A 20,305-nucleotide genomic window follows, 5' to 3' on the forward strand; every position below is an offset into this window, starting at 1 on the left:
GCCACGAACGCGCAGGGGGTGGCATCCATGATCCGGATGCCACCCCCTCGAGGTTCGCGTCAGGGCACGACGACGGCGCGGCCGCGCACCTGCCCCTTGTGCAGCTTCGCGTACGCCTCGACGGCGCCGTCGAAGCCGTAGCGCTCGACGTGGACGCCGACCGCGCCGCTGCGCGTGAGGTCGAGCACCTCGATGAGCTCACTGCGGGTGCCCCAATAGGGAGCACGCACCGCGGCGCCCATCGGCGTGGAGAAGAACCCGGCAGGCATGATGCCTCCGCCGATGCCGACGATGTGGATGAAGCTGTCCATTCCGGCGACCGCGCGCGCGAGGTCGATCGTGGGCTGCACGCCGACGAAGTCGAAGACCGCGGTGGCGCCGAGTCCGTTCGTGAGATCGCGGATGCGTTCGGCCGCGTGCTCGTCGGAGTTCACCGTGTGGTGCGCACCCACCTCGCGAGCGAGGGCCAGCTTGTCTTCGCCGAGGTCGACGGCGATGACCGTGGCCTGGGTGATCGCGCGGAGGATCTGCACACCGACGTGACCGAGGCCGCCGACGCCGATGACGACGGCCGTCGCACCGGGGTACAGCTTCTCTTTCGCCGAGACGATCGCGTGGTACGGGGTGAGTCCGGCATCGGTCAGCGAGACCGTCTCGACGGGATCGAGGTCGCCCAGCGGGGCGAGGTGTCGCGGGTCGTCGACGATCACGTATTCGGCCATGGCGCCCGGGCTGCCCAGGCCCGGAGGGGTGATGCCCATCTCGGCCGCGTAGGGGCAGTAGTTCTCGGCACCCTGGGCGCACGCGTGGCAGCGCCCGCAGCCCCACGGTCCGTAGATCGCGTAGGCCGCGCCGATCTCGACGCCCTCGACGCCCTCGCCGAGTTCGTCGACGATGCCCGCGCCCTCGTGGCCGAGGGTGAGCGGCAGGCCGTAGGTGTACTGGTCCTCGGGGAGGTCCATCACGAACCAGTCGGAGTGGCACAGCCCCGCCGCGGTCACCTTCAGACGCACCTGGCCCGGGCCCGCGTGGGGCTCCTCGATCTCGACGACCTCGGGTCCTTTGCCGATCTCGCGGTACTGCACAGCCTTCATGGCGTTCCTTTCTGTCGGTCCTTCCACCGTGCGCTCGCCGGCCGTGGGCGGTGACGGGGGTTGACGGCGTTTCGAGGGGATCGGGAACCGTTCTCATCGGCAGGGGACGAATGGATGCCTCGCACCGGTGCCGCTGGGCCGCGCGCACGTCGTGTCGTGGGAGGTCGCGCCGTGACGGGGCGCGTGTCGTGCAGTGGGGTGGTCGACGACCGCCCCGGTGCACCGAGAGCGCCCCAGTGATGCCCGCCCTCCCCCACGCGCACCACGCGACCTACACTGGGAGCCACCTCCGTCACCGCCGATGGGAGTCCCGTGCCCTCTCCATGGTCGCGACCGACTGTTTCCCCCGAGACCTCGGGGCTGTTGATCGCGCGTGCTCACGAGGAGCTCATCGCCGGCAACGACGACCGCCGACTCGACGACGTGCGACCGCTCGTGCAGGAGTCGTGGCGGAGGTCCTTGGCATCCCTCGTCGGCCCCGAAGGTCTTCCTCCGCTCGACCTTCCCAGCGGCGAGCTGGAGGCCTACCGCCGCGCTCACCCGCTCGCCGGGGTCATGGACATGGTGCGTTCTCTGCTCCTGCCCGGAACTGCGGAGGAATCGGGCGTGGTCGTGGCGGTCGGCGATGCTGCGGGCCGTCTGCTGTGGGTCGAAGGCGATCGTCACATCCGCGCCCTGACCGGCGACATGGGGTTCGTGGCGGGGGCGAATTGGGCGGAGGATGCCGTGGGCACGTCCGCTCCCGGAACGGCGCTGACACTCGACAGGTCGGTGCAGATCCGCGGTGCCGAACACTTCAATCGCCTTGTGCAGCCGTGGTCCTGCACCGCGGCGCCCGTGCACGATCCCGAGACGCGGCGTCTGCTCGGCGTGATCGATGTCACCGGAGGGCCCGAGGCCGTGACACCTCAAGCCCAGTTGTTGGTGGATGCCACGGCCCGGGCGATCGAGAGCGAGATCCTCGTGGGGCGGCTGCGCGCTCAGCAGGCTCCTCCCCCGCGGCGGTCCGCGCCGGCCCGGGCTCTGCTGCGCATCCTCGGACGAGATCGCGCGCTGCTCGAGGTCGGGGGTGCGTCGGTCGAGTTGAGCGCCCGGCACGCGGAGATCCTTCTGCTGCTCGCCGTGCACCGGGAGGGGCTGTCGGCCGAGGCCCTGAGCGAGGCGGTGTACGGCCACGCCGCCGTCGAGACGCTGCGCCCCGAGATGGTGCGGCTTCGGCGCGCGCTCGTGCCGGTGGCGCCGCGTCTCGTTCCGGCATCCCGTCCCTATCGACTGCCCGTGGGCCTCGAGACCGACGCCCAGCACGTGCTGTCGCTGCTGGACAGGGGTGCGCATCGCGTGGCGCTCGCCGCGTACGCCGGACCGGTGCTGCCGGAGTCGGAGGCACCTGGAGTGGTCGAGGTACGCGAATCGGTGCGCTCGACCCTGCGAGAGGCCCTCATCGAAGAGGCGGGGGTCGACGTCCTGCTCGCCTACGCCGAGACAGCCGATGCGCGCGATGACGAAGAGGTGCTGCGGCTCTGCCTCGAGCTCGTTCCCGCCCGCTCCCCCAAGCGAGCGGGACTGGTCGCTCGACTGGAGCGTCTCGCTCGGGGGTGACACTCCGCGCTCGCCCGGCGCAACCAGGGGATTTCCCGAGAGCGTCCCCGATGTCGGAGGCCCTCGTTACGCTGAACATATGGACGAAAACGCGCTCGACATCTTCTCGGCAGCACGCGCCCGTCGCGACGTGGGGCGTATCCGCGAGGCCCTCGCCGAGGTCAAGGCGGGTGACGTCGCGCGCGTCATCGTCCGCTCCCCGCGCTACGGCCTGTACGCGCTCGAGGGCACCGTGCGCATCGGCGTGGGCGGGCAGCCGCTCGTGGGCGACGTCATCCTCGCCACGAGCGCCGAGATCCAGCGCATCGACCTCGGCATCGAGGCTCCCCAGCCCGCGCTCGAGGCCGACGTCGTCGATCCCTCGACCCTCCCCCACGGAACGCCCGTGCGCGTGACCTTCCTCACGCCGACGCACCAGACCTTCGCCCTCACCGGCCCGATCACGGCGGGCAACGACCGCTTCCTGCTCGTCGGCAGCTGGATCGTCGCCGACGACCGCGCGATCGCGCCGCGCGTGCAGAGCATCGAGCGCCTCGACGGCGTCGACCTGCACGAGGTCAACGTTCCCCCGCTGCGCTCGGTGCTCGCCGACGCCGACGCGTAGACAGCGTTCGCTCGAACGGATGCCGCGGCCCGAGGGTCGCGGCATCCGTCGTTCTGTCCGGCCGTCCTGCCCGCGTCGGCGTCGGGCTTCTGGCGCGGTCCCCGCGCCCGCGTCGAAGACGCATTCGTTCGCCGACGACGCACCCGTTTCGCGTCGAACTGGTGCGGTCTCGTCGAACGAATGCGTCCTGAGCGCACGCCCGCTCGCCCGTGCAACCCGATGCAACCTCCTGCGGCGTACCGTCGGCGCATCGCCGCCCGAAGCCGACGCGGCGACTCATGACCGTCGAAGGAGACACGCATGACCATCGTCGAAGAAGGCGTATCCAGCGTCTACGCCGCCCCGGGAACCCGCGGGGCCGTCGCCGAGTACCGCTCGCGGTACGGGCACTACATCGGCGGCGAATGGGTCGAACCCCACTCCGGGGAGTACTTCGAGAACATCACCCCCGTCACCGGCAAGCCGTTCTGCGAGGTCGCCCGCGGCGACGCGCACGACATCGACCGCGCGGTCGAGGCCGGGTGGAAGGCGTTCGCGTCGTGGAAGAAGACCACTCCCGCCGAGCGCAGCGTCATCCTGAACAAGATCGCCGACCGCATCGAAGAGAACCTGGAGAAGATCGCCGTCGCCGAGACGTGGGAGAACGGCAAGCCGGTGCGCGAGACACTCGCCGCCGACATTCCCCTCACGGTCGACCACTTCCGCTACTTCGCGGGCGTGCTGCGGGCGCAGGAGGGCTCGCTCAGCCAGCTCGACGAGAACACCGTGGCGTACCACTTCAACGAGCCGCTCGGTGTGGTGGGTCAGATCATCCCGTGGAACTTCCCGATCCTCATGGCCGCGTGGAAGCTCGCTCCGGCCCTCGCCGCGGGCAACTGCGTCGTGATCAAGCCGGCCGAGCAGACGCCGGCGTCGCTGCTCTTCCTGTTCGACATCATCGGTGACCTGCTCCCCGCGGGCGTGGTGAACATCGTCAACGGCTTCGGCATCGAGGCGGGTGCACCGCTCGCGCAGCACAAGCGGATCCGCAAGATCGCCTTCACCGGCGAGACCACGACCGGCCGCCTCATCATGCAGTACGCGTCGCAGAACCTCATCCCGGTGACGCTCGAACTCGGTGGCAAGAGCCCCAACGTCTTCTTCGAAGACGTCGCCCTGCACAACGACGACGCGTACTACGACAAGGCGCTCGAGGGCTTCACGATGTTCGCGCTGAACCAGGGCGAGGTCTGCACGTGCCCGTCGCGCTCGCTCATTCAGCGGTCGATCTACGACCAGTTCCTCGGCGACGGCCTCGAGCGCGTGAAGAAGGTGCGTCAGGGCAACCCGCTCGACCCCGAGACGATGATCGGGGCGCAGGCCTCGAACGACCAGCTCGAGAAGATCCTGTCGTACATCGACATCGGCACGCAGGGCGGCGCGAAGCTCCTCACGGGCGGTGAGCGCGTCGATCTCGGCGGCGACCTGTCGGGCGGCTACTACGTCGCCCCGACCGTGTTCGAGGGCACGAACGACATGCGCATCTTCCAGGAGGAGATCTTCGGCCCCGTGCTGTCTGTCACGTCGTTCGACGACTTCGACGACGCCATCTCGATCGCCAACGACACGCTCTACGGCTTGGGCGCGGGCGTCTGGGCACGCAGTGGCGACACCGCCTACCGTGCCGGTCGCGCGATCGAGGCGGGCCGCGTCTGGACGAACACGTACCACCAGTACCCCGCGCACGCGGCGTTCGGCGGATACAAGCAGTCGGGCATCGGTCGCGAGAACCACCTCAAGATGCTCGATCACTACCAGCAGACGAAGAACCTGCTCGTGTCGTACGCCGACGGGGCGATGGGCTTCTTCTGAGTCGCAGCGGCGCCGGGGCTTTCGGGCCTCGGCGCCGCCTCGCCATGTCCCACAAATGGTCGTCTGAGCATTCCCCAGACGACCGTAAGTGGGACATCGTTCGAAAGGAACGGGACATGGCCGAGTTTTCTCGCGTCGATGTGACGGATGCCGCGGCCGCGCTGCTGCGCGAGCTCACGGCCACGCACGGGCCGCTGATGTTCCATCAGTCCGGCGGTTGCTGCGATGGCAGCTCCCCCATGTGCTACCCCGTGGGCATGTTCATCACGGGTCCGAGCGACGTGCACTTGGGCGACATCGACGCGGGTCTGGATGACCCGATCGAGGTCTACATGTCGGAGTCGCAGTTCGAGTACTGGAAGTTCACGCACCTGACGATCGACGTCGTCCCCGGTCGTGGCGCGGGCTTCTCGGTCGAGGGACCGACGGGCATGCGCTTCCTCATCCGCTCCCGGATGCTGACGGAGGAGGAAGCGGAGGCGTTCGGAGTGGGCGCCGACCGCTAGAGCCACCCGCGCTCGACGGCCACCCGCACGGCATCCGCACGATTCCGCCCGCCGGTCTTGCCGATCGCGCTCGAGAGGTGGTTCTTCACGGTGCCCTCCGAGAGGTGGACGGTCCGCGCGATGTCGGCGATCGAGCCGCCGTCGCGGGCAGCGACGAGCACGTCGGTCTCCCGCTCGGTCAGGGGCGAGTCGCCCTGCGCCAACGACTCGGCTGCGAGAGCGGGGTCGACCACGCGCAGTCCCTGGGAGACCCGCCGCACCGCGTCGGCCAGCTCGGCCGCGGGCGTGTCCTTCACCACGAAGCCCGAGGCGCCGGCCTGCATCGCCCGCGCCAGGTAGCCGGGGCGTCCGAAAGTCGTGACGATGAGGGCACGGCATCCGGGAACTTCGGTCCGCACCCGCGCGGCGGCGGCGATCCCGTCGATCCCGGGCATCTCGATGTCGAGCAGGGCGACCGTGGCCTCCGACGTGCGCGCCGCCTCGACCACCTCGTCTCCGCGCCCGACCTGGGCGACGACCTCGATGTCGGCCTCGAGTCCGAGCAGGGCGGCGAGGGCCCCACGCACGAGGGCCTGATCGTCGGCGATGAGCAGTCGGATCACCACGCCACCTTCACTTTGAATCCGCCGAGGTCGCTGCGACCGATGGTCAACCGTGCTCCGGAGGTCTCGACGCGCTCGCGGAGTCCCGTGAGTCCTGAGCCGGTGGAGGCCGTGGACGCCGGGCCGCAACCGTCGTCGGCGACCTCGATCGAGCGGTTGTCGAGTCGCACGCGGCAGGCGCTCGCGCCCGAGTGACGCACCACGTTGGTGACGGCCTCGCGCACGACCCATCCCGCGAGCTCGCGGCGGTCTGCGGGCACCTGGTCGGTGGAGCCGGGGAGGTCGGCCGAGACGCCGGCGCTCTCGAGCGCGGCGCGGGCCGCGGCGAGCTCGCCGCTGATGCTCACGCCGCGGTAGCCGTGCACGGTCGCGCGCACGTCGGCCAGGGCTCCGCGGGAGAGACCCTCGATCTGGGCGATCTCGTCGCGGGCGGCCGGGGAGCCGGCATCCATCAGTCGTCCCGCCAACTCGGCCTTCACGGTGATCACCGTGAGCGAGTGTCCGAGGATGTCGTGCACGTCGCGGGCGACGCGGCCGCGCTCGCGTTCGGCGGCGAGTTCGGCGATCTGCTCTTGTGCGGCACGCAGCCGCTCGAGGGTCGAGATGTTCTCGACGAAGCTGAACATCATGATCGAGATCGAGAGGATGATCGCCGAGTTCACGACGTTCGAGAACGCGTCGGCCCCCATCGCCTCGCCGACGACGAACGACAGGGCGCTGAGGGCGGGGACGAAGAGCCAGGTGGTCCTGCGGCCCATCGCCGAGACGGCGAACGCGACGCCGACGAAGGTCCACATCCAGCGGACGTCGGTGCCGAGCCACGGAAGCAGCGCGAGGCTCAGCGCGAAGAGCACCACCGTCGGCAGCAGCCGGCGAAGTCGCGACGTGGTGACGCGGGCGTAGGGAACCGTCGCCATGAACACGGCCGCGAACACGACGATGATCGCGGTGCCGACGAGGTGACCCGCGACGCTCGGACCCTCCCACAATTCGACGAGGACCGGGAAGGTCCAGATCAGCGAGATCGACGCCCCGATGAACCAGCCGCGGCGGAACGGACGGCGGCCCGGAACGCGGGTGCGCTCCGGGCCGGTCGTCGTGCTCACGTCGTTCACCCTAGGCGTGTCAGCCGCGACGCGTGTCGCGACGGAAGAAGGAGACGGTGCCGGCGACGAACACTGCGAGCCAGACCACCGCGTTGACGAGGGCGCCGAGGTCGAATCCGTCACCCGTGAGGGGCGAGCGGGCGAGCTCGCCGATGCCGTAGACCGGCGTCAGCTTGCCGATCACCTGCAAGAAGTCGGGCATCGACGACAGGGGGAAGAACAGGCCGCCGAGGAACGACAGCAGCACCACCGCGAGGCTCGTGATCTGCGCCGCGTTCTCGCCCGGCACCATGTAGCCGACCATCAGGCCGAGGGTGGTGAAGACGGCTCCGGCGAGCACCCAGGCCGAAAGACCCGTGACGATCCACTGCACCGGGGCGAGCTGCACGCCCGCGCCGGCGGCCACCGCGTAGGTCGCGATGACCGCGATCAGGCCGAACATCATGCCGGCGAGCATCTTGACGACGACGTTCGAGATCGGGTTGAGAGGGGTGAGCCGCAGTTGCCGCGACCAGCCCTGCGCGCGCTCGACCGCGACCGATGCCCCGGTCTGGGTCGCCGACATCATGGTTCCGTACATCGCCATCGAGACCATGATGTACGCGGCCACCGACACTCCCCCGGACGCCAGCGGCGTATCCGTCAGCGGGACGTCGAGGGTCTGGAACCCGACGATGAAGAACATCAGCACGGGGAACGCAACGGTGAAGAAGATGCTGCGCGGATTGCGCAGCTTGCGCACCAGTTCGATGCGCAGATAGGTCAGTGTGAAGCCGCCCATGGCGGGGAGCGGGCGGTCGAGGGCGATGGCGGTCATCGGAGTGCTCCCGTCGAGACGAGGTCGGATGCCGAGGGCTCGGCGGTGAGCGTCAAGAACACGCTCTCGAGGTTCTGGGCGGTGATCTCGAGATCCCGCGCCGAGGTGGAGGTGAGGAGGTGACGCGCCAGGGCGTCGGAATCCCGCGTGTGCACGGTGATGCGCTCGCCGGCGGCCTCGACCGAATCGACGCCCGGAACGGCCGCGAGGGCCGTGAGGTCGGCATCCGGAAGCGTCACCTGGACGACCCGCCCCGAGACGAGGTTCTTGATCTCGGTGGTGCTGCCGTCGGCCACGATCTGCCCGCCGCGCATCAGGATGATGCGGTCGGCGTACTCGTCGGCCTCGTCGAGGTAGTGCGTGGCGAACATCACGGTGCGTCCGCGCGCGGCATCCGCCCGGATCGCGTTCCAGAACGACCGGCGTGCCTCGACGTCCATACCGGTCGTGGGCTCGTCGAGGATCAGCAGCGCCGGGTCGCTGACCAGCGCCATCGCGAAGCGCAGACGCTGCTGCTCGCCGCCCGAGCACAGGCCCACCTTGCGGCGGGCGAGGTTCAGGATGCCGGCCCGCTCGAGGGCCTCGTCGACGGGGCGCTTCTCGGCGAACAGGCTCGCCGTCAGCTCCACCGTCTCGCGCACGGTCAGGTCTTTCAGCAGCCCGCCCGACTGGAGGACGGCAGAGACGAGGCCCCGGGCGACGGCTCCGCGAGCGCTGTGGCCGAACACCTCGATGCTGCCGGCGTCGGGGTTCGTGAGGCCCAGGATCATGTCGATCGTGGTGGTCTTGCCCGCGCCGTTCGGGCCGAGGAAGGCCACGATCTCGCCCGGTCGGACGGTGAGGTCGACGCCGCGGACGGCGTGGACGGAGCCGAAGCTCTTGACGACGCCCCGCGCGTCGATCGCGGCGGGGGTGGGGGTGGAGGAGGTCATGTGTTCATGCTCGCCCCGGGGCGCTCGCCGCACATCGGACGGCTGTCACCATTCAGAGGTGACGTTCGTCATGGGTGGATCAGCGGGTGAATTCTGCCGCGTACGCGGGTGATATCTGGGGATAACTCTCGAGGGTGGCCGCCGAATTCGTCTACCTTTCCGGCATGCGCGAAATCTCGGTGGACCCGGAAGACCTGCGTCGGGCGGCCGGAATCCTCGACGTGGACGTCCGGCGTGCCGAGGCGAAGACGACTGTGCCCGACTCCCGGAACCTCGGTCACGCCGAACTCAGCGCTGCCGTGGGCGAGTTCGTGCAGGCGCTGACGGGCGGGTGGATGGAGGCGGTCACCCAGGCTGATGACCTGGTCTCGGGTCTTCGGGACTCCGCCGAGATCTTCGAGAGGGCGGATGCAAAGGGCGGTGAGACGTTGAGGGCTCTGAAGGACGGGCGATGAGCGGGCTGGGGTCGACGTCGGTGGCGCAAGAGCTGGTGCCCGGCTCGGTCGAGGCGGCATTCGAGGTCGCTCATCTCGTGTCGGAACGCAGCGTCGCAGCGGGAATGTTGGCGGAGGCCCTCCGGTGGAGACGCGAAATCGAGGGCTGGACCGGCGAAGGGGCGGACGCATACACCGCGCGCACGGTTGCCGTGGCTCAGCGGTGGACGCAGATCGGTGACGGCGCTGCCGCGATCGTCGAGCCGATGCGCGTGTACGCGCTCGTCCTGAGGAAGGCGCAGGCATTGGCGGCCGAGGCGATCGAGGGATGGGCGTTCGCGGAGTCGTTGTCGGACCACGCGACGAATGCGCCGTTCACGTCGTTCACGCAGGGGTGGCCGGTCTTCGCAACCGATCCGCGACACGTCGGTGCGGCTCCCACGTCCAGCGGCGAGGCTCGGGTGAAAGCCGAGGCGATGCTCGCGGATGCCCGCGCTGACGTGCTCGCGGCCGGTGCCGTGGCCGCGGCGGCGGTACGGGCGGCCCTTGAAGCGGTTCGTGCACGGGGCGCGACTTGGGCGGCGGTCGGCGTCGAGCTCGGTGTCGCCGCGGTGGCCGGGGATCGGGTGCTGTCGGTGATGCGCTCCCTCGACGGCGCGGCCCTCGAAGCGCTGCTGAACGCCCGACCCGACCTGGCGACACGGTTGTCGCAGATTGCCCCGAGCGAGGTGGCGCCGTGGTGGCGAGAGTTGAGCGCAACGCAGCAGGACGCTCTGATCGCGACGGCCCCCGGCGTGATCGGCAATCTCGGAGGCGTCGCCTACGCCGCGCGGGACCGGGCGAATCGCATCGTATTGGCCCAGGCTCTGGAGGAGGCGCGGAACAGCGCGTGGGATCAGTCGGAGCAGCTGGCGGCGTTGGAGGCGCTGGATCGCGCGTCGCGCGGTAACACCCTCGCCTCGCTGGTGCTGGATCGACCGCCGTTGGCCCAGGTCGCGGTCGGGGACTTGGACGCCGCCGAGCATGTGAGTGTGATTATTCCCGGAATGGCTACGACTGTCGGCAATAGCATTGAGGACTACGTGATTGCGGCGCGCCAGCTGCGGCTGGCCGAAGCGCGGGCGGGTTCCGTATCGCTCGACGACGTGGGCGTTATTGCGTGGATTGGATACCATCCGCCAATGCCTGACCCGTTCACGAGTGCCGTCGAGGTCGCCTCCGACGAGCGAGCCATCGCGGGCGCTCAATCACTGGCCCATGATCTGCGTTCTTTCGTCGAGACGCGTGCCGCAGCTGGCGCTTCTAGTTGCTTATCGGTCATCGCGCATTCGTACGGGACCGACGTTGCAACTCTCGCAATTGAGCGAGCACCCGTTGATCACCTCGTTCTCTTGGGTTCTGCGGGGGTCTCGGATGAGGTGGAGAGCGTAGGAGCCTTGCGAGTTCCTCAGGGCGAGGTCTATGCATCGCAATCAACCAAGGACGGGTGGGCTCCTGTCGGCCAAGGCTTGTCGTCTCGGAAGGATCCCACGTCGCCTGACTTCGGTGCACGTCCCTTCAGCTCAGAAGAGTCGTTTGTGAACGGCGAGCACACGCTTGCCGTGGGGATGCACGGCCCATTTGGCGATGGAGAGGGGCGAGACAGTTACTTTGACTCCAACTCGACGGCACTGAGAAGCGCGGCGATGATCGCTATGAATCGAGGTTCCGAGTTGCCGGAGGTGGGAACTCCGGCGGACCGGTTTGAATGGCGAGTCGAGTCCGACATGAGACGGGTTGACAGATGAGAAGGTTGGCCGCGATTGCCGCTGGCGTGGGTCTGATATTGACCGGCTGTGCGGCGCAAGGGTCCGCCATGGAGCCCGATGCTGCCGAGCAGGATGCTCGGGATGTTCTTGCAAGAACGTCCGCGGTGGTACCCGCCGGAGGGTGGACGACCGAAGTCACCTGGGGACCCTGTGAGAAGCCCCGAGAGGGTCACGTGCAGCTGACGTTCGTTGCCCAAAGCCTGACCGAGAGGCCCGAACCGACTCCTGCACTTGCTCAGGCGGTGGTTGACGCTTGGCAGCTCGTCGGCAGGAAACCCACGGTGACTTCCGAAGTCCTCGCAGGAGGCGATGCGGGTCTTGTCGTCTCGGATCCCACATACCTGACGGGCGCCAATCCCGACGGAAGCCTCACTCAGCTCTCCCTCTCCACTAAGGCGATCTTCCTGCAGGTGATGAGCCCGTGCATCGAGGGGGACCTCGATCGACTTCTCGCAGGCTCCTGAGGTTGGACCCTACGCGTCCAAAGCTCTCGTGTATCTCGCCTCACCGTCATTTGGCTACGTCGAGCCCTTGCGTATTCGGCGACTGAGGAGTTTGGTCTCGCTGGTTGCTATGTCGATCATGGCGACGGGGTGTACCCCGAATGACTACGGTCAGGAAAATCGCATGACCGTCCAGACCGTCGAGAAGCGCGCACAACAAAACCTACGAGCAACTCAGGATGTTCTCGGAGAATCTGGTTGGAATCCGCGGCCAGCGTGGGTGGAATGTGATGATCAAGGCGGACGGCTCGTTCGGCTTCTCTTCTTTGTGGAACGCCTAGAACCCACGAAAGGTGATTTGGGGGCGCTGTCTGCGGAAGTCGCCGAGAAGTGGGATGGGCTCGGACTCTCCGCTCGCGCCGAACCCGTTTCCGACAGACCCGGGACCTATGTCGTGTCGGATCCACCCTTCCTGCAGGCTCGAAGCAGGACGGAACTCTGACCCAGCTGCAGTTCAGCGCCACGTTCGCCGGTCTTCAGGTGCTGAGTCCCTGCGTAGAGGGAGATCTGACTGAACTGAGTTCACCCCAGCCGACCCCTTCGCCGCCTTCGTCGCCCTGATCGTGTAGCTGAGCGGCATGACCGACGGCTGCCCGGTCAACGCGTATTCGCCGTTGTTGCGAAGCGTCATACGGCCGGGCAGCGCTTCCCACGGCACGCTGTCGTGCTCGACCAGCGTGTCGAGGCGCAGCCCGCGCTCGAGCAGGGCCGTGACGATCTCGCCGAGACCGTGGTTCCATTCGTACGTCCGCGTTGATTTCAGGGGCGCGGCCACCTCGACGTACGTGCCGTCGTCGTCCCACTCCAACGGGATGGTCTGCTCGAAGTACGGAAATGCCAGGGACAAGCCCGGCAGGTCCTCATTCATGGCCCACAGGACGGGATGCCCCTCGCGGATGTGCAGCGTCCCTCCCGGTGCGAGCAGCTCGGCCACGACGCCGGCCCACTCCGAGATCGATGGCAGCCAGCACAGAGCGCCGATCCCGGTGTAGACGAGGTCGAAGCTTCCGCGGGGCAGGACGTCAGCGGCATCCCGGACATCCGCCTGGACGAACTCGACGTCGACGCCCGCGTCGGCAGCGAGGCGGCGGGCCTCGACGACGGCGTTCTCGGAGAAGTCCAGACCGGTCACCGTCGCGCCGAGACGGGCCAGAGACAGAGTGTCGGTGCCGATGTGGCACTGCAGGTGCGCGGTGCGCTTGCCTGAGATGTCGCCCAGCAGCGGCCGGTCGAAACGCACGACGTCCGAGAGCGCGTCGGCGTCGTCGATGTAGCGCGCGATTCCGTATCCCGATCCGTCCCGGGCGGCGTGCAGCGTCGCGCGCTCGTTCCAGTTGGCGCGGTTGGCGTCGATGTAGTCGGAGGTCATGGCATCCCTTTCCGGGAATCGAGCCTAGGGATGCCATGACCCGGTGTCGCCGCGTGACGCGGGGCGGGCGTGATGTCGGAGGTGCGGGTTAGCCTGGCGGCATGTCGGGCAAGGTCTATGTCATCCACGAGAACCCCCAGTGGATTCCGCCGTTCGCGGCGGCGTTCGAGGCGGAGGGCGTGCCGTTCGAGGAGTGGCTGCTCACGGACGGGTCGATCGACCTCGCGGTCGAGCCTCCCGAGGGAGTGTTCTGGTCGCGGTTGAGCGCATCGGCGCACACACGTGACCACGCGCACAGCAAGGAGTTCGGTCGGGCCGTGCTGCGATGGTTGGCGTCGTGGGGACGAACGGTCATCAACGGTGCCGACGTCCTCGAGCTCGAGGTCAGCAAGGTGGCGCAGCATGCCGCGCTGCGTCACGCGGGGATCGACGTTCCGCGCACGGTGGCCGTCTTCGGCACCGACGATCTGGTCGCCAAGGCGCGGGAGTTCGGGGCGCCCTTCATCAGCAAGCACAACCAGGGCGGAAAGGGCCTCGGCGTGCGCCGTTGGGATTCCGTCGACGAGTTCTCGTCGTGGGTGGCCGGCGCCGACTTCGAGCCCTCCCCCGACGGCATCACCCTCCTGCAGGAGCTGCTGGTCGCGCAGGCGCCCTTCATCACGCGCGCCGAGTTCGTCGCCGGTGAGTTCGTCTACGCGGTGCGCGTCGACACGAGCGCGGGCAGCTTCGAGCTCTGCCCGGCCGAGGCCTGCGCGATCCCGGGCGCCGACGGTGTCGAGCCCGAGCCGCTGTTCCGTCGTCGCGACGACGTCGATCCGGCGCTCATCGACCGCTACCTCGCCTTCCTCGCGGCAGAGGGTGTGGGCATCGCGGGCATCGAGTTCATCGAGACGCGCGACGGCCGGACCGTCACCTACGACGTCAACACCAACACGAACTACAACCCCGACGTCGAGGCGACCGCGCCGCGCTCCGGGCCGCGCGAGATCGCTCGCTGGCTCGGCTCGCTGCTGCCGAAAGAAGCGGTCGGTCTCCGTGGCTGAGGCCGCTCCCCCGCACTCCGACTGGCGCGGCTTCGGCTTCGCCACGCGCCAGGTGCATGCGGGCGAGGTCGAAGACCTGACGCACGGCTCGCGCATCACACCGGTGCACCTGTCGGCGGCCTACCGGTTCGACTCGTTCCAAGAGGCGACCGACCGGTTCGCGGGAGCCGATCTGGGCCACCTCTACTCGCGCAACGCCAACCCCACCAACCAGGTGGCCGAGGCGCGATTGGCGTCGCTCGAAGGCGGTTCGGGCGCGATCGTCGTCGGCTCGGGCCAGGCGGCGATCACCATCGCCCTGCTCGGTCTCGCCGGCAGCGGCGAGCACATCGTCTCGACCGCCAGCATCTACAGCGGAACGCGCGTGCTCTTCGACCGCACCTTCGCCCGCATGGGCGTGACCGTCGAGTACGTCTGGGACCCCGCGGACGACGCCGAATGGGACGCCCTGATCCGCCCCGAGACGAAGGCGATCTTCACCGAGACGCTGCCGAACCCCAAGAACGACGTCGTCGACATCGACGCCGTCGCTCGCGTCGCGCAGCGGCACGGCATCCCTCTCGTCGTCGACAACACCATCGCGACGCCGTTCCTCATCCGCCCGATCGAGCACGGAGCCGACATCGTCGTGCACTCGGCGACGAAGTTCCTTTCTGGGCACGGCGCGAACCTCGCGGGCGCCGTGGTCGACGGTGGGACGTTCGATTGGGTGGCATCCACTCGGTCCTATCCCTCGCTCACCGACACGGCCATCGCCGGGCACGCGTCATTCGTCGATGCGTTCGGGCCGCGCGCATTCGAGCTGTCGCTGCGGTTCGGCATCGCGAACGACACCGGGCCGGCGCTCTCGCCGCTCAACGGGTTCTTGCTGCAGCAGGGCATGGAGACCCTGTCGGTGCGCATGCGCCAACACCTCGCGACCGCCCGCACGGTCGCCGAGTGGCTGGAGGAGCACGCCGCCGTCGAGAGCGTCGACTACGCGGGCCTGCCCTCGCACCCGCAGCACGCGCTCGCGGTGCGCGATTACGGCGGTCTCTCGGGTTCGGTGTTCTCGTTCACCGTGCGCGGGGGCCGTCCCGCAGCCGAGCGGTTCTTCGACGCCCTGCGCTTGTTCAGCCGCATGACCAACATCGGCGACACCCGATCGATGGCCCTGCACCCCGCGACCACGACGCACCTCGGCTTTACGCAAGAGACGCGCGATCGCCTCGGCATCGGTGACGGCCTGATCCGCCTGTCGATCGGCCTCGAAGACGCCGAAGACCTCGTCGCCGATCTCGATCAGGCGCTTCGCGCGTCGAGCTGACGCTCCCGTCACGGGGGGTTCCGGCGCCGCCGGGCCCCGGTGTGCGCACGGTCGGACCTTCGCGCACGGCCGGGTTCCCGGCATCCAGCCCCGGAGTCCCGGCGCAGGCCCCACCTTCCGCGGGGCCCGACCTTCGACACGCGCTCGGGTTCCCGGCATCCGGCCCCGCCACCCCCACGAGTGTCCAAAACACGCGGACGGTCTTCGATGTCGTCCGGGTGTTTTGGACACTTCAACAAGAAGGGAACGGCACGGCACGAGCCCGCACGCCGATGCGCGCCTCACACCGGACGAGCCCGCCTTCGCGACGCCCCGTCAGGCGTCGCGCTGCGCCTCCAGGCGCCGCACGCGCGGGATCACCTCGGCGGCGAAGCGCTGCAGCTCGGGCAGGTGCGGCGAGAACTGCAACAGCAGGGTCGAGACGCCGACGTCCGCGAAGGCGACGATGCGTTCCGCCACCTGATCAGGGGTTCCGACGAGGTTCGGCCGCAGGCCGCGGTTCGAGACCGAGTACTCCTTGAGGTCGACCTGGGTGTCCAGCTTCGACTTGCTGACGAAGTCCTGGTACGAGCCGTAGGCCGCTCCCCCGCGCACATCCGTGATGCGGTCGATCTCGGCCTGCGCCTCGTCTTCGGTGTCGCGCACGACGGCGTACGCCGCCATTCCGAACGCCTCGAACGGCGTGGCCCCGGCCTCGGCCCGGCGCCGGCGCATGTCGGCGACCTTCGTCTCGAGCTCCTCGAGGGTGCCGCCGTGCGTCAGATACGCGTCGGCGAAGCGCGTGATCGCGTTGCGTCCCGCCTCGCTCTCGCCGCCCGCGTACAGGCGCGGCCGCACCTGCGGCTTCGGCTCGAGGTACGTCCCCTCGGTGCGGTAGTACTCTCCCTCGTACGCGAACGGCGTCTCGGACCACAGGCCGCGCAGCACCTCGACCCACTCGATCGTGCGGGCGTAGCGGTCGTCGTGGGCGCTGAAGAGGCCGTCGTACTGCGTGGCCTCTTCGGCCCACCACGCCGAGACGACGTTCAGGGTGAAGCGTCCCCCGCTGATCTCGTCGATGGTCGCCGCCTGCTTGGCGGTGTGGAAGGGATTGTGGAAGCCCGGGCGCACGGCCGCGAGCAGCTCGAGCTTCGAGGTCACGGCGGCGAGTCCCGCGGTCACCGTCCAGGCGTCGAGCGACGGCGCCTCGACGCCCTTGATGTCGTTGAGATTCAGCTCGGGGATGAGCGTCAGATCGAATCCGCCCTCTTCGGCCGCCCGGGCGATCTCGGCGATGTGGGCGAACGACACGGGTGTCTGCTCGTCGTCGACGTTGCGCAGCCACCCGCCGAAGATGGGGGTCCAGTAGCCGAAACGCACGCGCTGGGGGGAGGTCATGGCTCCATCCTCACCCGGTCGGCGTCGCCCGGCGTCACGGGGCGAAACGGTCCGTCACATGTCGTTGACCGATGGCCGAAGCGGTGCGAAGTTTGCCGGGTTCCGATCCGCGAGGAGAACCCCATGACCGACTTTCCGCCCACCCACGAGCCGCTGAAGTTCGCCTACTGGGTGCCCAACGTCAGCGGCGGGCTCGTCATCAGCTCGATCGAACAGCGCACCGACTGGGACTACGACTACAACGTGAAGCTGGCTCGCACGGCCGAGCGGGTCGGGTTCGAGTACGCCCTGAGCCAGGTGCGGTACGCCTCCAGCTACGGCGCCGCGCAGCAGCACGAGTCCACCTCGATCAGCCTGGCCCTGCTGCTGGCCACCGAGAAGCTCAAGGTCATCGCCGCCATCCACCCCGGCATCTGGCATCCGGCTGTCCTGGCGAAGTTCATCAACACGGCGGATCAGTTCTCGCACGGTCGTGCGGCGGTCAACGTCGTCAGCGGATGGTTCAAGGACGAGTACACCGACCTGGGGCTGGAGTGGCTCGAGCACGACGAGCGGTACGAGCGCGCGGCCGAGTTCATCCAGGTGCTGCGCGGTCTGTGGACGCAGGAGAAGTTCTCGTTCCACGGCACGTACTACGACATCACCGACTTCACGCTGCGCCCGTTCCCGTTCGAGGTGCCCGGGCGGACGCACCCCGACATCTTCCAGGGCGGCAACTCCACGGCTGCGCGCTTCAACGGCGGTGCGTTCTCGGACTGGTACTTCTCGAACGGCAAGGACTTCGACGGTTTCACCGAGCAGTACGACGACGTCACCCGCGTCGCGGCCGAGCACGGTCGACGCACGCGCTTCGGGCTGAACGGCTTCGTCATCCAGCGCGACAGCCGCGCCGAGGCCGAGGCGCAGTTGCGCGAGATCATCGCCCACGCCGACTCGGGCGCCGTCGAGGGCTTCCGCAAGAGCGTGCAGGAGGCGGGCAATTCCACGGCCGACAAGAAGGGCATGTGGGCGGACTCTTCGCTCGAGGACCTCGTGCAGTACAACGACGGGTTCCGCACCCAGCTGTTCGGAGATGCGCAGCAGATCGCCGAGCGCATCATCGAGTACAAGAAGCGCGGGGTCGATCTCTTCTTGCTCGGCTTCCTGCACTTCCAGGAGGAGCTGGAGCACTTCGGCGAGACGGTGATCCCGATCGTCCGCGAACTCGAGGCGGACCTGGCGCGGACGGGCGATCCGATCGGGGTAGCCGCGCGCTGAGTTTCCGCCGAACGGCTCCCGAGATCGGTCCCGGCGCGCGTATCCAGGCCTAGCCTGGGAGTATGGGGGTATTCCACTCCGTGCATACGTCGAGAAGGGGGCCGCGCGGCGGCCCGGGAGGGACAGGTCGCATGAGCGGCGCACGCCTCGGATTCTTCACGCGGATCTTGGATGCCGGCACCGACGGCGACCGCTATCGAAAGGCGCTCGAGCAGGTCCGTTCCGCCGATCAGCTCGGATTCGCCTCCCTGTGGGTGGCGCAGCATCACTTCGATCGCGACGAGGGCGGCTTGCCGTCGCCGTTCCCGTTCCTCGCGGCGGCGGCCGTGCAGACCGAGCGCATCGCGCTGGGAACGGGGATCGTGACCCTCCCCATCGACGACCCCGTGCGCGTGGCCGAAGACGCCGCGTTCGTCGACGCCCTCAGCAGCGGGCGCGTGCAGCTGGGCATCGGGATGGGCGGCACACCCTCATCGTTCGCGGCGTTCGAGCGGTCGTCCGACGACCGCCGGGCGATTCAGGCGGCGCACGTCGAGGTGCTGCGCGACGCCTTCGCCGGGCGCGGCATCCGGAACACCGATCTGCGCCTCAACCCCCCGGCACCGCACCTCGGCGGTCGGCTCTGGCAGGCGACGTTCTCGGTCGATGGCGGCCGTCGTGCGGGGGCCGCCGGTGATGGACTGCTGCTCTCGCGCACGCAGCCGCGCGATGACGGTCACGATCTGCACGAGGTGCAGGTGCCGATCGTCGAGGCGTACCTCGCGGCACTCCCCCGCGGTGTCGCTCCGCGTGTCCTGGCGTCACGCACCGCCGTGGTCGTCGACGCCGATCGCCGCGAGGAGGTGTGGGCGGGGGCGGATGCCGGCATCCGGCGCCTCGCGCGTACATTCCTCCAGCGGAATGCCGACGGTGACCTGCGCGATCTGGCGGCGCTCACCAACACCCACCTGGGCACGGTCGACGACGTCGTCGCGTCACTCCACAAAGATCGCACCCTGGAGCTCGCGACCGATGTGGCGTTCCAGGTGCACTCCGTCGATCCGGTCCACGAGGTGACACTCCGGTCGATCGAGCTCCTGGCGACCGAGGTCGCGCCTCAGCTCGGCCTGCGGACGGGCGCCGAGGCTGCGGACGAGCTCCGCGCGCTGGGCACCGCGGCCTGACGACGCCTCATCCCACCCCGTCGAGCATCGCCTTCGACCACGCCGTCTGCTCCCTCAGCGCGTCGGCCAGGGCGACCACGGCGGGGATGCGCATCGAGTCGGCACGCACGACCATCCAGTAGGGCAGCCGCTCGGTCATCGTCTCGGGCAGCAGACGCTCGAGGTCGGCGTGGCGGTCGGCGACGAAGCACGGGAGCATGCCGATGCCGGCCCCGGCGCGCGTCGCCTCGACCTGCACGAGCACGTTCGTCGAGGTGACCCCGTCGCGCATGCGGGGCACGACGCGGCGGGGCAGATCGAGGGCCTCGACCTGGAGCATCGCGTCGACGAAGTACACGAGGCCGTGCGTCTGCAGCTCGTCGAGATCGCGTGGGCGCCCGTGGCGTTCGAGGTACGAGCGCGAGGCGTACATGCCGAGAGCGTACGAGCCCAGCTCGACGGTCGTCCCGCGCGAGGTCTGGGGCTGACCGACGACCACCTCGAGATCGAGGCCGGGGCGGTGCAGGGCGGCTCGGCGTTGGGCGGCGACGACCTCGACGACGAGATCCGGATGCCGTTCGCGCAGGCTCGCGATGGCGGGAGCGGCGATGTAGGCGCTGAACCCGTCGGTGGCCGACATGCGGACGACCCCCGACACCGGGTCGGGCTCAACTCCCCCGGCGGCGAGCTGCGACATCGCCGCCTCGATGCGCCCGGCGGTCTCGGCGGCGTGCGCACCCAGTGTCGTGAGCTCCCACCCGCGGCCGGATTGCGCGACGAGCCTGCCGCCCAGGGCCTCCTCGAGGGCGGCGATCCGCCGCGCGACGGTGGTGTGATCGACACCGCGCAGTTGTGCGGCCGCTGTGTACCGACCCGTGCGGGCCACGGCCAACAGCATCAGCAAGTCATCTGCGCGCACGCTTCCGGCATCCATGTGTGCAATTCTGCACAGCGG

20 protein-coding genes are annotated in these 20,305 nt (G+C 68.9%); 12 read left to right on the top strand and 8 right to left on the bottom strand.

Translation table 11 applies throughout. The features are described 5' to 3' along the window. Window positions 1-59: 59 nt before the first annotated feature. Window positions 60-1,094: an NAD(P)-dependent alcohol dehydrogenase gene (locus BLS25_RS04000; protein ID WP_074694516.1), complete on the bottom strand. Its 1,035-nt coding sequence runs from the start codon at window positions 1,092-1,094 to the stop codon at window positions 60-62. A 312-nt stretch (window positions 1,095-1,406) separates the two neighbouring features. Between BLS25_RS04000 and BLS25_RS04005 the strand changes: the two genes are divergently transcribed. The 4 genes from BLS25_RS04005 to BLS25_RS04020 all read left to right on the top strand — a co-directional run bounded on the left by BLS25_RS04005 (window position 1,407) and on the right by BLS25_RS04020 (window position 5,654). Then, entirely contained in the window at window positions 1,407-2,693 is a 1,287-nt protein-coding gene (locus tag BLS25_RS04005; protein ID WP_056225008.1) for a GAF domain-containing protein, read from the top strand. Between the two features lie 79 nt (window positions 2,694-2,772). Beyond that, window positions 2,773-3,297 (top strand): hypothetical protein, encoded by a 525-nt coding sequence (locus BLS25_RS04010; protein WP_056225005.1) that lies wholly within the window; start codon window positions 2,773-2,775, stop codon window positions 3,295-3,297. 300 nt (window positions 3,298-3,597) lie between these two features. After that, complete coding sequence (exaC, locus tag BLS25_RS04015; RefSeq protein ID WP_074694517.1) at window positions 3,598-5,148, top strand: acetaldehyde dehydrogenase ExaC; 1,551 nt, start codon at window positions 3,598-3,600, stop codon at window positions 5,146-5,148. A 116-nt stretch (window positions 5,149-5,264) separates the two neighbouring features. Beyond that, entirely contained in the window at window positions 5,265-5,654 is a 390-nt protein-coding gene (locus BLS25_RS04020) for a DUF779 domain-containing protein (protein WP_056225001.1), read from the top strand. Here BLS25_RS04020 and BLS25_RS04025 read toward each other — a convergent pair. From BLS25_RS04025 to BLS25_RS04040, 4 genes are read right to left on the bottom strand one after another with little or no spacing between them, the layout of a single operon-like run. After that, window positions 5,651-6,256: a response regulator transcription factor gene (locus tag BLS25_RS04025; protein WP_074694797.1), complete on the bottom strand. Its 606-nt coding sequence runs from the start codon at window positions 6,254-6,256 to the stop codon at window positions 5,651-5,653. The genes BLS25_RS04020 and BLS25_RS04025 overlap by 4 nt on opposite strands. Further along, window positions 6,253-7,362, bottom strand: a complete 1,110-nt coding sequence (locus BLS25_RS04030) for a sensor histidine kinase (protein WP_056228136.1) — start codon at window positions 7,360-7,362, stop codon at window positions 6,253-6,255. Before BLS25_RS04030 ends, BLS25_RS04025 begins: the two co-directional genes overlap by 4 nt. A 19-nt stretch (window positions 7,363-7,381) precedes the next feature. Beyond that, window positions 7,382-8,179, bottom strand: a complete 798-nt coding sequence (locus tag BLS25_RS04035; RefSeq protein WP_074694518.1) for an ABC transporter permease — start codon at window positions 8,177-8,179, stop codon at window positions 7,382-7,384. Beyond that, a complete protein-coding gene (locus tag BLS25_RS04040) occupies window positions 8,176-9,111 on the bottom strand; it encodes an ABC transporter ATP-binding protein (protein ID WP_074694519.1) in 936 nt (311 codons plus the stop codon). The genes BLS25_RS04035 and BLS25_RS04040 overlap by 4 nt, the downstream gene beginning before the upstream one ends. A gap of 164 nt (window positions 9,112-9,275) precedes the next feature. Between BLS25_RS04040 and BLS25_RS04045 the strand changes: the two genes are divergently transcribed. From BLS25_RS04045 to BLS25_RS16555, 4 genes are all read left to right on the top strand, one after another. Beyond that, window positions 9,276-9,566 (top strand): type VII secretion target, encoded by a 291-nt coding sequence (locus BLS25_RS04045; protein ID WP_143017817.1) that lies wholly within the window; start codon window positions 9,276-9,278, stop codon window positions 9,564-9,566. After that, the gene (locus BLS25_RS04050; protein ID WP_074694521.1) at window positions 9,563-11,332 is read left to right on the top strand and encodes an alpha/beta hydrolase; all 1,770 of its coding nucleotides are present in this window, start codon (window positions 9,563-9,565) and stop codon (window positions 11,330-11,332) included. The genes BLS25_RS04045 and BLS25_RS04050 overlap by 4 nt, the downstream gene beginning before the upstream one ends. A 194-nt stretch (window positions 11,333-11,526) precedes the next feature. Continuing rightward, a complete protein-coding gene (locus BLS25_RS04055; RefSeq protein ID WP_074694522.1) occupies window positions 11,527-11,817 on the top strand; it encodes a hypothetical protein in 291 nt (96 codons plus the stop codon). 163 nt (window positions 11,818-11,980) lie between these two features. Further along, complete coding sequence (locus tag BLS25_RS16555) at window positions 11,981-12,298, top strand: hypothetical protein (protein WP_143017818.1); 318 nt, start codon at window positions 11,981-11,983, stop codon at window positions 12,296-12,298. A gap of 12 nt (window positions 12,299-12,310) precedes the next feature. Here BLS25_RS16555 and BLS25_RS04060 read toward each other — a convergent pair whose 3' ends face one another. Beyond that, on the bottom strand, window positions 12,311-13,225 hold the full coding sequence (locus BLS25_RS04060) for a class I SAM-dependent methyltransferase (RefSeq protein WP_074694523.1): 915 nt from the start codon (window positions 13,223-13,225) through the stop codon (window positions 12,311-12,313). A gap of 101 nt (window positions 13,226-13,326) precedes the next feature. On the opposite strand from BLS25_RS04060, the gene BLS25_RS04065 reads away from it, so the two are divergent. Further along, on the top strand, window positions 13,327-14,268 hold the full coding sequence (locus BLS25_RS04065) for an ATP-grasp domain-containing protein (protein ID WP_074694524.1): 942 nt from the start codon (window positions 13,327-13,329) through the stop codon (window positions 14,266-14,268). Further along, window positions 14,261-15,574, top strand: coding sequence for an O-acetylhomoserine aminocarboxypropyltransferase/cysteine synthase family protein (locus BLS25_RS04070; RefSeq protein WP_056224991.1), 1,314 nt, complete (start codon window positions 14,261-14,263; stop codon window positions 15,572-15,574). Before BLS25_RS04065 ends, BLS25_RS04070 begins: the two co-directional genes overlap by 8 nt. Window positions 15,575-15,889: 315 nt before the next feature. Here BLS25_RS04070 and BLS25_RS04075 read toward each other — a convergent pair whose 3' ends face one another. Further along, window positions 15,890-16,951: an LLM class flavin-dependent oxidoreductase gene (locus BLS25_RS04075; protein WP_218128157.1), complete on the bottom strand. Its 1,062-nt coding sequence runs from the start codon at window positions 16,949-16,951 to the stop codon at window positions 15,890-15,892. A gap of 123 nt (window positions 16,952-17,074) precedes the next feature. Here BLS25_RS04075 and sfnG point away from each other — a divergent pair, with 123 nt between their 5' ends. Continuing rightward, a complete protein-coding gene (gene sfnG / locus BLS25_RS04080) occupies window positions 17,075-18,208 on the top strand; it encodes a dimethylsulfone monooxygenase SfnG (RefSeq protein ID WP_074694525.1) in 1,134 nt (377 codons plus the stop codon). Between the two features lie 131 nt (window positions 18,209-18,339). Then, on the top strand, window positions 18,340-19,371 hold the full coding sequence (locus BLS25_RS04085) for a putative FMN-dependent luciferase-like monooxygenase (protein ID WP_074694526.1): 1,032 nt from the start codon (window positions 18,340-18,342) through the stop codon (window positions 19,369-19,371). A gap of 7 nt (window positions 19,372-19,378) precedes the next feature. Here the strand turns inward: BLS25_RS04085 and BLS25_RS04090 are convergent, their stop codons facing one another. Next, the gene (locus BLS25_RS04090) at window positions 19,379-20,284 is read right to left on the bottom strand and encodes a LysR family transcriptional regulator (RefSeq protein ID WP_074694527.1); all 906 of its coding nucleotides are present in this window, start codon (window positions 20,282-20,284) and stop codon (window positions 19,379-19,381) included. Between the last annotated feature and the right edge of the window lie 21 nt (window positions 20,285-20,305).

Source organism: Microbacterium testaceum StLB037 (genome assembly GCF_900104345.1).
Lineage (GTDB): Bacteria > Actinomycetota > Actinomycetes > Actinomycetales > Microbacteriaceae > Microbacterium > Microbacterium testaceum_A.